This is a genomic window from Streptomyces sp. NPDC031049, assembly GCF_055571015.1.
The window spans coordinates 178,033-191,261 of the sequence record NZ_JBVIGC010000003.1 but is presented as its reverse complement, the minus strand read 5'-3'; the positions used below and the strand labels follow the sequence as shown (position 1 = coordinate 191,261).

13 protein-coding genes are annotated in these 13,229 nt (G+C 75.5%); 4 read left to right on the top strand and 9 right to left on the bottom strand.

All coding sequences use genetic code 11. The features are described 5' to 3' along the window. Window positions 1-49 precede the first annotated feature (49 nt). Together ACZ45Q_RS06520 and ACZ45Q_RS06515 are read left to right on the top strand one after the other, a co-directional pair. Entirely contained in the window at window positions 50-727 is a 678-nt protein-coding gene (locus ACZ45Q_RS06520; protein WP_468255817.1) for a hypothetical protein, read from the top strand. A gap of 5 nt (window positions 728-732) precedes the next feature. Next, window positions 733-1,386: a hypothetical protein gene (locus tag ACZ45Q_RS06515; protein ID WP_468255814.1), complete on the top strand. Its 654-nt coding sequence runs from the start codon at window positions 733-735 to the stop codon at window positions 1,384-1,386. 93 nt (window positions 1,387-1,479) lie between these two features. Here ACZ45Q_RS06515 and ACZ45Q_RS06510 read toward each other — a convergent pair whose 3' ends face one another. Continuing rightward, window positions 1,480-1,887: a DnaJ family domain-containing protein gene (locus ACZ45Q_RS06510; protein WP_468255812.1), complete on the bottom strand. Its 408-nt coding sequence runs from the start codon at window positions 1,885-1,887 to the stop codon at window positions 1,480-1,482. A 99-nt stretch (window positions 1,888-1,986) separates the two neighbouring features. Here ACZ45Q_RS06510 and ACZ45Q_RS06505 point away from each other — a divergent pair, with 99 nt between their 5' ends. Then, window positions 1,987-2,379 (top strand): FHA domain-containing protein, encoded by a 393-nt coding sequence (locus tag ACZ45Q_RS06505; protein ID WP_468255809.1) that lies wholly within the window; start codon window positions 1,987-1,989, stop codon window positions 2,377-2,379. Window positions 2,380-2,444: 65 nt separating this feature from the next. Here ACZ45Q_RS06505 and ACZ45Q_RS06500 read toward each other — a convergent pair whose 3' ends face one another. Continuing rightward, entirely contained in the window at window positions 2,445-3,116 is a 672-nt protein-coding gene (locus tag ACZ45Q_RS06500; protein ID WP_468255807.1) for an O-methyltransferase, read from the bottom strand. Between the two features lie 276 nt (window positions 3,117-3,392). Here ACZ45Q_RS06500 and ACZ45Q_RS06495 point away from each other — a divergent pair, with 276 nt between their 5' ends. Next, the gene (locus ACZ45Q_RS06495) at window positions 3,393-5,435 is read left to right on the top strand and encodes a bifunctional glycosyltransferase 87/phosphatase PAP2 family protein (protein ID WP_468255805.1); all 2,043 of its coding nucleotides are present in this window, start codon (window positions 3,393-3,395) and stop codon (window positions 5,433-5,435) included. A gap of 216 nt (window positions 5,436-5,651) precedes the next feature. Here ACZ45Q_RS06495 and ACZ45Q_RS06490 read toward each other — a convergent pair whose 3' ends face one another. From ACZ45Q_RS06490 to ACZ45Q_RS06460, 7 genes are all read right to left on the bottom strand, one after another. After that, window positions 5,652-6,194, bottom strand: a complete 543-nt coding sequence (locus tag ACZ45Q_RS06490) for a putative immunity protein (protein WP_468255802.1) — start codon at window positions 6,192-6,194, stop codon at window positions 5,652-5,654. 178 nt (window positions 6,195-6,372) lie between these two features. After that, the gene (locus tag ACZ45Q_RS06485; RefSeq protein ID WP_468255800.1) at window positions 6,373-6,786 is read right to left on the bottom strand and encodes an aggregation-promoting factor C-terminal-like domain-containing protein; all 414 of its coding nucleotides are present in this window, start codon (window positions 6,784-6,786) and stop codon (window positions 6,373-6,375) included. A gap of 267 nt (window positions 6,787-7,053) precedes the next feature. Next, window positions 7,054-7,956 carry an ECF transporter S component gene (locus tag ACZ45Q_RS06480; protein WP_468255798.1) on the bottom strand — a complete coding sequence of 301 codons (903 nt, stop codon included), beginning with the start codon at window positions 7,954-7,956 and terminating at the stop codon, window positions 7,054-7,056. Then, entirely contained in the window at window positions 7,953-9,722 is a 1,770-nt protein-coding gene (locus ACZ45Q_RS06475) for an ABC transporter ATP-binding protein (RefSeq protein WP_468255796.1), read from the bottom strand. Before ACZ45Q_RS06475 ends, ACZ45Q_RS06480 begins: the two co-directional genes overlap by 4 nt. Next, window positions 9,719-10,864, bottom strand: a complete 1,146-nt coding sequence (locus ACZ45Q_RS06470) for an energy-coupling factor transporter transmembrane component T (RefSeq protein ID WP_468255793.1) — start codon at window positions 10,862-10,864, stop codon at window positions 9,719-9,721. Before ACZ45Q_RS06470 ends, ACZ45Q_RS06475 begins: the two co-directional genes overlap by 4 nt. A gap of 184 nt (window positions 10,865-11,048) precedes the next feature. Continuing rightward, window positions 11,049-11,717 carry an SCO2322 family protein gene (locus ACZ45Q_RS06465; protein ID WP_468255791.1) on the bottom strand — a complete coding sequence of 223 codons (669 nt, stop codon included), beginning with the start codon at window positions 11,715-11,717 and terminating at the stop codon, window positions 11,049-11,051. Beyond that, complete coding sequence (locus ACZ45Q_RS06460; protein ID WP_468255788.1) at window positions 11,714-12,961, bottom strand: prenyltransferase/squalene oxidase repeat-containing protein; 1,248 nt, start codon at window positions 12,959-12,961, stop codon at window positions 11,714-11,716. Before ACZ45Q_RS06460 ends, ACZ45Q_RS06465 begins: the two co-directional genes overlap by 4 nt. Window positions 12,962-13,229 lie beyond the last annotated feature (268 nt).

Below are 13,229 nucleotides of genomic sequence, written 5' to 3'. Positions count from 1 at the left end.
AACCGGCCCGCCAGGAGAGCCGGTTGGGCCGAGAACCCGGAAGGCATCCATGTCCACTGGCGTGATCATCGCAATCGTGATCGTGGCGGCCGTGATCGTCGTCGCGGCCGTACTGACACTGCGCGCTCGGGGCCCGCGGGGCGGGAACCTGAAGCAGCGCTTCGGACCCGAGTACGACCGGGCCGTGGCCCGGCACGACGGGGACACCAAGGCCGCGGAGCGGGAACTGGCCGAGCGTGTCGAGCGGCACGGGTCGCTGGAGACCAGGCCCCTGGAACCGGCCGAGCGCGAGCGGTACGAGGCGCGCTGGACGGCCGCCCAGGAGCGCTTCGTCGACTCCCCGGGCGAGGCGGTCGCCGAGGCCGACCGGCTGCTCGCGGAGCTGGCCGGCGCCCGCGGCTACCCCGACGGCGGGCAGTACGAGGAGCAGCTCGCCGCCCTGTCCGTGCACCACGCCCACCATGTCCACGGCTACCGTCGCGTGCACCGCGCGGCGCGCGACGGGGAGACCGGCGGGCAGACCGGCACCGGCGGGCAGACCGGCGGCGCGGGCACGGAGGAGCTGCGTGAGGCCATGGTCGAGGCCCGGGCCCTGTTCGAGGACCTGATGCGCCCGTCGCGGCACGACGGCGGCCGGCACCGGGCCGGGGCGGACGGCGACGGCCGTGCCCGGTCCCGCGGCCACCAGCCGTGGGCGCTGGGCCGGCGCCACCCGAAGGAGAGCTGAGGCACATGTCCGACGTGACCCCCCGTCCGTCCGGCGGCCCGCCCGACGAGCCCGGCCGCCGCCCCGCCCCCGACGCCCGCGGCGAGACGTCCACGGGCACGACCCCGGTGCGCGACGCCCGCGGCGAGCCGTTCCCGGCGGCCGGCGCCCCGGTTCCCACCGGCCCCACCGCACCGGCCCCCGGCGCTCCGGTCACCGCCGGTGCGACGGCCCCGCCCGAGTCCACCGAGGCGGCACCCGGCGCCCACACGGACCGCGCACCCGGCACCCGAGCCGAGCCCGCCCCGGCGGCCACCGCCACCCCGGGCACCACGGGAACGGGTTCAGGAACGGCCGCCGGGCGTGCCGCCCCCTCGGCCGGCCCCGACGCGCCGCTGTTCCCGCACGAGGAGTCCGACGAGTTCGGGCAGCGGCTCCAGCACGCGGTCGCCGGGTTCGTGGACGCGCCCCGGGCCTCCGTCGAGGAGGCCGACCGGGTGCTGGAGGAGATCGCCTCCCGGTTCACGGACGCCGTGAACCGGCGCCGCCGCACCCTGCGCATGTCGTGGCAGGCCTCGTCCGCGGGCGAGGACAAGGCGACGACGGGCACCGACACCGAACAGCTCCGCCTGGCCCTGCGCGACTACCGCGAACTGGCGGACCGCATGCTGCACCTGTGAGCGTGACCCGCCGCGCACGACCGCGGCCCCGCGTACGACCGCGGCCCCGTGTACAGCCGTGAAGTCGACGACGACGCCGGCGCCGGGCCGGGACTAGCCGTCCGCCCGGCGCCGGCGCCAGTCCGCCACGATCTCTTCGACGTCGTAGGGCTTCAGGCCCAGCGGGGGACCGGGCGGCGGCTTGAGCAGCATGTCGCGGATCTTGACGTTGAGTTCCTCGACGATCTTGCGGACGATCCGCTCCGACGGCGCGTCGGCCGCCTTCAGCAGCGCGTCCTCCGCCTCCTTGCGCAGGGCCAGGGCCGGCGGCAGGACCGAGACGCCCTCGCGGGCCATCTTCCGCTTGATCCACCACAGTTCGTCATAGGTGGCGTCCACGTCGCTCGGCAGCGGCTTGCCCGCCCCCGGCAACCGGTCGAACTCGCCGCGCGCCTCGGCCTCGCGGATCTGCTTGTCGACGAAGGACTCGAAGTCGACGCCGGGTGGCTTTCGCTCGGTCATGCGCCCATTGTGCCGGACAGCGCCCCACCGGCCGATCTATCATGCGGCGGCGGCAGGCCGACCGGGCCGTCGCGCAGGGCCGTCTCAGGAGGAGCGCTCGTGCTCGAACTCACCATGGCCACCGTCTCCGGGGCGGACGCGGGCGCCACGGCCGGCATGCAGATGGCCGAGGCGCCCAGTGAGCCGGGCGCCGTGCTGCGGGTGGGCCGGGACCGCGCCGTGTGCCGGCTCGTGACGCCGGACGACTGGCTGTTCGTCTCCCGGGTGCACCTGGAGTTCCGCTGCGGCCCCGACCGCGGCTGGCAGCTGACCTGGCTGCGGGGCTCGCAGGCCGACCCTTCCTCGGAGGTCCGGCTGGTCGTCGGCGAGTACACCCAGCCGCTCGTCTACGGCGGCACGGTGGCGCTGCCGGGCGGCGGCAGCGGCGAGGTCGTCGTCCAGGACCGCACCGGCCCGCGCAGCGTCAACGTCGGCTTCTACCACGAGGCCTGACGGTCACGACGCGCGACGGCGACGGCCGCGCGGCGCGTGACGGCCCGCGGCGGCGACGGGCTCCCTCAGGCCAGCACCCGGGCCACGGCGAAGCCGTCGTATCCCTTGGTGCCGACCGTCTGGATCGCGGTGCCGCTGAGCCGCGGATGGCTGCCGATCATCTCGATCGCGGCCCGGGTGCCGCGGACGTCGTCGGCGGTGGCGGAGGCGTCGGCGACCCGGCCGCCGCGGACCACGTTGTCGAGGACGATCAGGCTGCCGGTGCTGGTGAGCCGCAGCGCCCACTCCAGGTAGTGCGGGTTGTTGCCCTTGTCGGCGTCGATGAAGACCAGGTCGAAGGGCGGCGGGTTGTCGTCGGCGAGCTGCGGCAGCGTCGTCAGCGCCGCGCCGACCCGCACGTCGACCAGCCGGTCCAGCCCCGCCCGCGCGATGTTGCGGACGGCGATCTCGGCGTGGCGCGGGTTGTACTCCAGGGAGACCAGCCGGCCGTCGGCGGGCAGGGCGCGGGCCAGCCAGATGGTGCTGTAGCCGCCGAGGGTGCCGATCTCCAGGATGGTGCGGGCGCCCTGCACGCCGGCCAGGAGGTGGAGGAGCTTGCCCTGGGTGGCGGTGACGTTGACCGGCGGCAGCCCGGCGGCCTCGCTGTCGCGCAGCGCGGCCTGGAGCGCCTCGTCGTCCGGCGCGAGGTGGGAGGTGAAGTAGTCGTCGACGTCGTCCCAGACCTGCGACTCGCTCATGCGTCTGCCCTTCGTGTGTCCGGATGACCCTCGTGCACCGGGCGGGGCCCGCCGCCGACGGTCGGCAGCCACACCGGCACCCCGCCCAGCGTAGGCAGCGGGCCCGGCGCACCACCTCCCGACGCCCGGACAGAATTCCGGACAAAAGGCGGGCGGCCGTCAGGTGAAGCATGGGTGGCTCGCGTCTCTCCCCGGGGGTGGTGCGGGCCATAGGCTTCGCAGAAACACTCCGCGCAGCAGACGCGTGGGACGGACGGGGCGGGAGGACGACGGGGCGTGGCGAATGCGGAGCACAGTGGGCGTCCGGCGGGTGTCCTGGCGGCGACGGCCGCCGACGCGGGCCGTCTGCGCGTGGTGCGGCTCGGGCTGTGGCTGGTCGCCGCCGTTCTCGCCGCCCGGCAGCTGGCCGTGGTCCTCGGCACTCCGCGCGGCGAGCGGCTGACGGACCTGGAGACCTGGGTGGGCCCGGACGGCGTGCTGCACGTCGAGGGCTCCCTGTACGACTCCACGGCGTTCACCGGCACACCCTTCACGGGCCTGGTCCTCAAGCCCTTCACCCGCGCCGCCGAACAGGCGCTCGGCTGGGGCTGGACCTTCGGCACGCTGCTGCTGGTCGTCGCCCTCGGCCTGGTCGCCGCCCGCGCCCTGCCCCAGCCGGTCGGCCGCCGCACCTCGCTGCTCGCCGCACCGGTCGCCGTCAGCCTGCTGATGCTGTCGCTGCCGGTGCGCAACACGTTCTGGCTCGGCCAGACCAGCATCATCCCGGTGCTGCTGGTCCTGCTGGGCTGCTTCGCCGTGCGCGGCCAGCGGTCCGGCGGTGTGCTGATCGGGGTGGCCGCCGCCTTCCAGCCGGCCGTCCTGCTCTTCGTGCCGCTGCTGTGGTTCACCGAGCGCCGGCGGGCGGCCGTGACCACCGGGGTGACCTTCGCCGCCTGCACCGCGCTCGCCTGGGCGGCGATGGCGCAGGACTCCTACCGGTACTGGGTGCACCACATGGCGGGCGTCGGCCTCGGCGCCCCCGCCGACGACCTCGCCAACCAGTCGCTGCACGGCGCCCTGCTGCGGATCGGCCTGACCGGCCCGCCGGAGACCGCCCTCTTCCTCCTGCTCGGCGCCGCGGTCGCCGTCCTCGCCCTGCGCCGCGCCGTCCGCTACGCGCGCGACGGCCAGTTGCTGCTGGCGGTGGCGATCACCGGCTGCGCGGCCGTCGCGGTGTCGCCGACCACCTGGCAGCACCAGCTGCTGTGGGTGCTCCCGGCGGTCGTGGGCCGGGTCGGCAAGCGCGCCTCCGACCGGTACGTGTGGCCGGTCGCCGTCGTCCTGGTGATGACGCTGCCGGCGAAGATGATGCTGCCGAACATGGCGGCGCTGCACCCGCTGCGGGACAACATGGTGCTGTTGGCGGCCCTCGCCGCCGCCGTCGCCGTGCCGTTCCTGACCCGCACCTCGCCGTACTTCCAGGCCCCGGTCCCGACCGAGTACGCCCCCGCCGTCCCGGCCCGCCTCCGGCACATCCCGCTGCTGCCGTTCCTGCGCCGGGTGCTGACCCGGCCCAACCTCCTGCTGGAACTGCTGCTGCTCCGCGTCACCTACGCCGCCTACTCCCAGGTCCGGCTGGCGGCGACCGGGGGCCGGGACCGGGCCGAGGAGCACGGCCGGCAGATCCTCGGCCTGGAACGCGTACTGCACCTCGACATCGAGCACGCGATCAACCATGCCGTCGTGAAGATCGACTGGCTGCGGCAGTTCTTCGACTTCTACTACACGTCGTTCCACTTCGCGGTGCCGCTGGCCGTCCTCGGCGTCCTGTACTGGCGCCGTCCGGCCGACTACCGCTGGGCCCGCTCGACGCTGGGCTTCACGACCCTGCTGGCCCTGCTCGGCTTCTGGCTCTACCCGCTGGCGCCGCCGCGTCTGATGCCCGGCCTCGGCATCATCGACACCGTCCACGGCGTGCAGGACTTCTCCAAGCCCGACTACGGCACGCTGACCGCGCTGACCAACCAGTACGCGGCGATGCCCTCGCTGCACTTCGGCTGGTCGCTGTGGTGCGGCCTGGTCGTCGCGATCATCGCGCCGAAGGCGTGGATGAAGGCCCTCGGCCTGCTGCACCCGCTGTTCACCGTCGCGGCGATCGTCGCGACCGGCAATCACTGGGTGCTGGACGCGGTCGGGGGCGCGCTGGTGGTGGTCGCGGGCTTCTGCCTGGCGTACGTGTTCCAGGGCCCGCGGGCCCTGACGACGAAGGGGGCGGTGCCCGCACCGGCGTCCGCGCCCCCTCAGGCGATCTCCTCCGCCGACCGGACGACGACTCCGTAGACACCGGCGACGGCGTGCACCGTCAGCGGGCCGCCGTGCCCGCCCAGCCGACGAAGGCGGCGAAGGCCGTCGGGGCGACGGTCAGGACGGGCCCGCGGTGACTTACGCCACTGGGTCCCGGTCGGAATGGCGTTGCTCTCCGCCACGACCGTCGCCGCCGGCGTGTCACGGGCGCTCAGCCGCCAGTGGCCGAGCCGCGGGCCGCTCCGGGGGGTGTCAGTGGCGCAGGCCCGTGTCCAGGCGGCGGTGGAGCGCGCCGAGGCGGGTGCGGCCGGTGTGGTCGGCCGGGAAGCGCCGGACGACCTCGCGCACCGCCGGTGAGGCGTGCTCGATCGCCCAGCGGATCTCCCGGTCGCCGACGGCCGGGTCGCCGCCGGCCGCGTGCTCGCGGGCCAGCGCCTGGTGGATGGCCGGGTAGAGGACGTGCCGGATCTGGTGCGGGGTCGCCAGGGCGTGGATGTACGGGCTCGCCGCCGCGTATCCCGCGGCGCGGGCGGCGGCCGTGGCGATGGGATCGGCGGACTCGCGGGCCGCCGCGAGCGCCGCCCAGGCGAGCGGGCGCAGCCGTCCCTTGGGCCGGTCGCCGAGGGCGTAGGAGCGGACGCCCTCGATCGCCTCGCGCGGCCGGGTGTCGGAGGGGTTCCCCGTCTCGAACAGGGGCAGCGCCCGCTCGGCGCAGTCGGCGGCCCAGAGCCCCACGAGCCGGCGGTCTTCCTCGCTCAGCCTCACCCCGGCGGGGGCGCGCATGTCGGTGTCCATGCGTATGAATCGTATCGTTGAACAAACGGGTTGAGGCTTTGCGAGATGCGAGAGCCCTGTTCGTTGCTGTCGTGCGGGACCAAGTCTCAAATCGCGGGTGCGAGTGGGCCGGGGTGCGACGAAGGCGGCGGCCCCGGGGATCAGGGGGCCGCCGCCTTCGGCTCTGCCGTGGGGCGGGTCAGTACCAGCCGTTGGCCTGCCAGAAGCTCCAGGCGTCACAGGCGCTGCCGTACCGGTCCTTCATGTAGTCCAGACCCCACTCGATCTGGGTGGCCGCGTTGGTCTTCCAGTCGGAGCCGGCCGAGGCCATCTTCGAGCCCGGCAGGGCCTGCACCAGGCCGTAGGCGCCGCTGGAGGCGTTGGTGGCGGTCACGTTCCAGTCGCTCTCGTGGTCGACGATCTTCGAGAAGCACTGGTACTCGGCCGAATCGCCGATCATCTTCTTCGCGGTCGCCTGGGCCGAGGAGGCGGGCGTCGCGGCCTGGGCGGGCGCGGCGGCGATCAGGGTCCCGCAGGTGGCGGCGGCCACGGCGGCACCGGCGAGGGCCATCTTCGGAGCGGCGGCACGGCGGAGGAGGGAAACGGCGGACAAGGCGGACGCCTTTCGTCGGGGACGGGGGTGTCGGCACGCGGGGGGCATGCGTGGGCGCCTCGGCCCCGAGGGGGCGTCGGCGCCTGGCGACCCGTCCACGGAAACAGGCCGGGCCGCCGTCCGCAATCACCCCGTTTGCTAGTGGTGTTCGTATGTGGGGGAAAGGTCCGCCGTGTGGTCCGCGTCTCACTGCGCAGGTCAGGGCGGTGGCGAGGGGAGAGCGGCGGGGGTGCGCCGACTACGGCCCCGGGTCGTAGGTGAAGCAGGTCACGTGGGGTGCTTCACCTTCGCCGGGTCCTCGAACGTGACCGGCGCCTCGAACGCCGCCCTCCGGGTGGCCCGGCGCAGGGCGCGCAGCAGCGGCGCGCCGAGGGTCAGGGTGAGCACGACGGTGACGGCCGCGCGGCCCAGGTCCCAGCCGAGGGACGTGGCCAGGCAGTAGGCGACGAAGCGGGCCAGGTTGGCGGGGACCGAGGCCTCCGGGTCGAAGCCGATGCCCGAGACGAGGCCGCTCATGAAGGGCCAGCCCGCCATGTTCATCACCGTGCCGTAGGCGAACGCCGCCAGGAAGCCGTACGCCGCCAGCATCACCAGCTCCGTCCGCCCGCGCAGCCGGTCGGGGAAGGGCAGCAGGCCCGCCCCCATGGTGAACCAGCCCATCGCCAGCATCTGGAACGGCATCCACGGCCCGACCCCGCCGGTGAGCAGCGCGGACGCGAACATCGTGACCGAGCCCAGGACGAAGCCGAAGCCGGGGCCCAGGACCCGGCCGCTGAGCACCATGAGGAAGAACATCGGCTCCAGCCCGGCCGTCCCCGCGCCCAGGGGACGCAGCGCCGCGCCCGTCGCCGCCAGGACGCCGAGCATGGCGACCGCCTTCGGGCCCAGTCCGGACTCCGAGATCGTCGCCGCCACCACGGCCACCAGCAGCACCAGCAGCCCCGCGAACAGCCACGGCGCGTCCTGGGCGTGCGCGCTGACCTGCGAGGTGGGCGGAGCCAGGAACGGCCAGCCGAAGCCGGCCACCCCCACCGCGCTGACCAGCGCCAGCGCGGCCGTGGAGCGGGGGCCGAGGCGGATCGCCCGCGCCTGGCGCTGCGGGGGCGGTGGCGGGGTGGGGGCCGGGGGCCGTGGTGATGTCGGTTGCGGTGTGGGCTTCGGTGAGGTCATGCCAGTGCCTCCCGGACCTCTGCGACCGTCAGCCACTTCTGCGGCGCCAGGATCTTGGCGACCTGCGGGGCGAAGGACGGGGACGTCACCGCCACGTCCGCCGTCGGACCGTCGGCGATGACCTCGCCCTGGGCGAGCAGGACCACGCGGTGGGCCAGCTCGACGGCCAGTTCCACGTCGTGCGTGGCCAGCACGATCGCGTGGCCCTGAGCCGCCAGGCCGCGCAGGATCTCCGTCAGCCGGGCCTTCGCCGCGTAGTCCAGGCCGCGGGTCGGCTCGTCCAGCAACAGCAGCGGCGGGCGGGCGGTCAGGACGACGGCCAGGGCCAGGGTCAGGCGCTGGCCCTCCGACAGGTCGCGCGGGTGGGTGGTGTCGGCGACGCCGGGCAGCAGCTCGGACAGCAGGGCCCGGCAGGTGCCGGGCGCCGCGCCCGCGTCCGCGTCGGCCGCCGCGCACTCGGCGGCGACCGTGTCCGCGTACAGCAGGTCCCGCGGCTCCTGCGGGACCAGGCCGACCCGGCGGACGAGGTCGCGCGGGGACGTGCGGTGCGGGACGGCACCGGCCGCGCGGACCGCACCGGCCGACGGCGCCACCAGGCCGACGAACGCGGACAGGAGCGTGGACTTGCCCGCGCCGTTGCGGCCCATGAGGGCGACCGTCTCGCCGGGGGAGACGGTGAGGTCGACGCCGTGCAGCACCTCGGCCCGGCCTCGACGGACGGAGAGGGACCGGGCCTCGGCGGCGGGGACCGGGCCGGGGGCGGGAGCGGGGCCGGGGGTGTCCTGCCGTGGCTTGCGGCGGAGGAAGGGCAGGCGGCGGGTGGGGGCCGGGGGAGATGCCGCTGCCGCTGCCGCTGCCGGGGCCGATGGGGGCGTCGGGGGCGTGGGTGCGGGTGCGGGCGCCTGTGCGGTTGCGGGCGTGGGCGTGGGGGCCCCGGGTCGGGGACGGCGGCCGGTCAGGCGCTCTCGTAGCGGGGCCGCGCGGCGGCGGGCGTCGCGGATCGTCAGCGGCAGCGGGGACCAGCCCGCCAGCCGGCCCAGCTCCACCACCGGGGGACGGACCGGGGAGACCGCCATCACCTCGGCCGGCGGACCGACGACCGGTGCCGCGCCGGGGGAGGGCAGGAGGACGGCCTGATCGGCGTACTGGATGACGCGCTCCAGGCGGTGTTCCGCCATCAGGACCGTCGTGCCCAGGTCGTGGACCAGCCGCTGGAGGACCGCGAGGACCTCCTCCGCGGCGGCCGGGTCCAGCGCGGACGTCGGCTCGTCCAGCACCAGCACCTCCGGGTGCGGGGTGAGGACCGAGCCGATCGCGACCCGCTGGCGCTGCCCGCCGGAGAGGGTGGCGATCGGGCGGTCGCGCAGCTCCGCCAGACCCAGCAGGTCGAGGGTCTCCTCGACCCGGCGGCGCATCACCGCGGGCGGCAGGCCCAGGGACTCCATGCCGTAGGCCAGTTCCTCCTCCACGGTGTCGGTCACGAAGTGGGCCAGCGGGTCCTGGCCGACCGTGCCGACGATGTCCGCGAGGTCGCGCGGCTTGTGGGTGCGGGTGTCGCGGCCGGCCACCGTCACCCGCCCGCGCAGGGTGCCGCCGGTGAAGTGCGGCACCAGGCCGCTGACCGCGCCCAGCACCGTGGACTTGCCGACGCCCGACGGGCCGACGAGCAGCACGAGTTCGCCCTCGGGGACGGTGAAGTCCACGCCCTCGACGGTGGGGTGGCTCGCCCCGTCGTACGTCACGGAGACGTCCTCGAAACGGATCACGACGACTGCTCCTTCACGGGCCGGCGGTCGGGGGCGGGGGTGACGAAGGCGGGGACCAGGCCGAGCAGCACGGCCGCGGCGGGCCACAGGGGGAGGGTGGGCGCGGTGAGCGGGGTGACGCCGGGGTCGAGCGCCGCCGGGTCGTGGGCCGCGGCGGCGAACAGCAGTGCCGCGACCGCCGTCCCGGAGGCGGTGACCAGCCAGGCGCGGGCGTCGAAGCGGTCGGGGCGGTAGCGGGTGCGCGGAGAGCGGCGCCCGCCGAGCCACAGGCCCGCGAGGGCGGCGGCCAGACCGGCGAGGAGGACCGGGACGCCGTACGTGCCGCCCTCGGCGGTGAGCATCCCGTACGTTCCCGCGCAGACGCCGAGCAGGCCGGCGAGGGTGAGCGCGGCGGTCGTACGGCGTACGGCGGCGGGGACCCGGGCGGTGCGGCCGAAGCCGCGGGCGTCCATCGCGGCGGCGAGGGCGACGGAGCGCTCCAAGGCGCCCTCCAGGACCGGCAGTCCGACCTGGAGCACCCCCCGGACGCCCTTGTCGGGGCGGCCACGGAGGCGGCGGGCGGCGCGGAGGCGCTGGACGTCGGCGATGAGGCTGGGGGCGAAGGTCAGGGCGACGACCACGGCGACGCCGGTCTCGTAGAGGGCGCCGGGGAGGGACTTCAGGAGGCGGGAGGGGTTGGCGAGGGCGTTGGCGGCGCCCACGCAGATGAGGAGGGTGGCCAGTTTCAGGCCTTTGTACAGCGCGAAGGTGAGGCCCTCGGCGGTGACCTTGCCGCCCAGGCGGATGCCCTGGGCCCAGTCGGGGAGGGGGACTTCGGGAAGGGTGACGAGGACGTGGGTGCCGGGGATGCCGGAGCCGAAGACGACGGAGAAGGCGAGGTGGATGGTGAGGACGAGGAGGGCGAGCTTGACGAAGGCGGAGTAGGAGCGGGACCAGGGGGCGTCGGGGCGGCGGGTGGTGACGACGTAGGCGGAGACGGTGATGAGGAGGGCGAGGAGGAGGGGGTTGGTGGTGCGGGTGGCGGCGACGCCGAGTCCGAGGGCCCAGAGCCACCAGGCGCCGGGGTGGAGGGGGGTGCGGGTGCGGTGGTGGCCGGGGGTGGGTCCGCTTGCCGGCGCGAGCAGGGTGCCGCCTGCGCCCACCCGTGCCGCCCCAGCGGCACGACTGCCCGCAGGCTGCGCAGGCTGGGCGGGCTGCGGGCGGCTGCCTGCGGGCTGGGTGGGCTGCGTGCGGCTGGCCGTGGGCCGCGTATGGCTGGCCGGCGGCTGCGTGGGCTGCGGGTGGGCGCCCGGTTGGGTGGGTGGCGTCGGGGTCGGGTGGGGGGTGTCAGTCATTCCTGTGTCGCCTGGAGTGCCACAGGGCTGCCGCGGCCAGGGCCGCCACCGCCGCGGCGCCGGTCAGGAGGCCCAGGGACGGGCCGCCGCCTTCGGACTCGTCGGGCCGGTCCTGCGACGCCTGGGTCGCCGTCGGGTCCGGCTTCTCGTCCGTGGCCACCTGTTCGCCGCACCCCGTCTTCGGGTAGCCGGCGATCGCGCACAGCAGGGCGTTGGTGTTGTAGCGCAGGGGGCCGGCGACGGCGGCCAAGGCGTCCGCCGTCGTCGCGTCGGGGGAGATACGGGCGCAGGCCGTGCGGCCGGCCGGCGGGGTCTCGCCGGACGGGGCGTCGGCCGCGGTGCCGAAGTCGAGGACGAGCCCCACCCGCTTGGTGCCCTCCTTCGCCGGCGTCTTGGCGCAGATCGCCGCGAAGTCCGCCGTACCGCGCGGCTGCGCCCCGTCCCCGGAGTTCTCGCTCACCGAGAAGCGGAAGCCCTGGACGTCACCGTCGGAGGGCCGGGCGGTGGACGGCCCCTGGGTGGCGTACGCCCAACTGCCGTCGGCGCGCTCCCAGAAGGACCAGTAGCGGTAACCGGCGGCCTGCGCGCCGCCCGCGCCCGCGACGACGCCGCCGAGCAGCACGAGCGCGGCCAGGGCCGTGAGGGCGACGCGGCGGATCACGGCTGCTGCTTCCGCTTGCGGCCGCTGAGCAGGAAGCCGATGCCGATGCCGACGACGAGGAACACGCCGACGTACCACCAGACACCGAAGGCGTCCTCGCCCTGGTTCTCGTCCTTGTCGCCCTTGTCCGCCTCGGCGTCCTTCGCCGTGGCCGTGTCCTCGGCCTTCGCGCCCTGCGGCGCCGGGCCCGTCGCGTTCAGCCGCTCCACCAGGTCCGTGCCGCCGAAGTCGCGCGGGTCGGTGCCCGTGGCGTGGGCGGCGAAGACCAGCTGGGCGTAGGCGGCGGGGCCGCTCTGCTTCGCCCAGTCCGCCGCGTTCTCCTTCAGCCAGGCCAGGGGCTTCGCCGCCGCGTCGGCGCCGCCCTGCGCGGCCAGCGCGACCACCGCGTCGGCGGTGTTGCCGTAGTCCGGCTGCGCCTCGCCGCCGCCGAGCGCCGACGTCAGGTGGCCCTTGTCGGCGACGGCGCCGGCGAGGTGGGCGGCGCCGTTGGCGGCGACCTGCTCCCGGGTCGGGGCGTCCGCGTCCGTGCAGGAGGGCTGTGCGGCGGAGCCGGCGGGCGTGACGACCATGCCCCGGCCCAGCGCGCCGAGGACGCCGGCGGCCGTGGCGTCCGCGTTGGGGAGCAGCTTGCCTTCCTGGTCGGGGAAGGCGAACGCGCCCTGCGTCTTCCCGCCGCAGGGCAGCGCCAGCCCGATCAGCGCGTCGTAGGGCGACTTGCCCTTCTTGGTGACCTGCTCGGGTCGTTCGCCGGCGGCGGTGAGCGCGCCGATGACGACGGAGGTCGAGTTGGGTTCGCTGGCGGCGCCGGGGGAGTAGCTCCAGCCGCCGTCCTCGTTCTGCACGGACTTCAGCCAGGCCAGGGCGTCCTCGACGACGTCCCCGCGCCCGCCGAGCGCGGCCAGTGCCTGCACGGCGGCGGCGGTGCTGTTGGTGTCGACCGGCGTCTTGGCGTCGCACGGCTTGGAGGTGTCGGCGCGGAAGGGCGCGAAGGCGCCGTTGTCGCACTGCTGCCCGGCCAGCCAGTCCACGGCCCGCGGCGCCGGGAGCACGCCGGCCGTGTCCTGGGCGAGCAGGGCGAGGGACTGGCGCCAGACACCGTCGTACGTGGGGTCGGCGGTGCCGTACAGGCCGGCGGGTGCCGACGGAGACGGCGAGGGGGTGGGGTCGGCGGCTGCGGCGGGCGCGGCTGCGGCGCCCATCACGGCTATGGCGGCCAGGACCGCGGCGCTGCGGCGGACGTTCATGGGCGGCGGGTGCCTTTCGCTGCGAGGAGCCGGGCAGCAGGGGGCACCCCCGGCGGCTCGGCTCCGTATACCTCGACGGTGCCCGTGCACCGGCGGGCGCCGGGCACGTGAGCCGGTCACGGTCCCGTCCCGGGGCGATCCGGCTCACCGTCCGAGGCGGCGACTGCCTTCGGTGACGGCTTACGGTGGGGGTACCTCCCAGGCCCTCAGGGCACTGGGGGAGGGTCAGCGCCGGAATTGCACCGGCTTCCCCCCGTACGGGTGTGAT

What these genes read in the sequence shown, in the direction of transcription:
- ACZ45Q_RS06520 (WP_468255817.1), top strand. Translation starts at nt 50, where the DNA reads ATGTCCACTGGCGTGATCATCGCAATCGTGATCGTGGCGGCCGTGATC.
- ACZ45Q_RS06515 (WP_468255814.1), top strand. Translation starts at nt 733, where the DNA reads ATGTCCGACGTGACCCCCCGTCCGTCCGGCGGCCCGCCCGACGAGCCC.
- ACZ45Q_RS06510 (WP_468255812.1), bottom strand. Translation starts at nt 1,887, where the DNA reads ATGACCGAGCGAAAGCCACCCGGCGTCGACTTCGAGTCCTTCGTCGAC.
- ACZ45Q_RS06500 (WP_468255807.1), bottom strand. Translation starts at nt 3,116, where the DNA reads ATGAGCGAGTCGCAGGTCTGGGACGACGTCGACGACTACTTCACCTCC.
- ACZ45Q_RS06490 (WP_468255802.1), bottom strand. Translation starts at nt 6,194, where the DNA reads ATGGACACCGACATGCGCGCCCCCGCCGGGGTGAGGCTGAGCGAGGAA.
- ACZ45Q_RS06480 (WP_468255798.1), bottom strand. Translation starts at nt 7,956, where the DNA reads ATGACCTCACCGAAGCCCACACCGCAACCGACATCACCACGGCCCCCG.
- ACZ45Q_RS06460 (WP_468255788.1), bottom strand. Translation starts at nt 12,961, where the DNA reads ATGAACGTCCGCCGCAGCGCCGCGGTCCTGGCCGCCATAGCCGTGATG.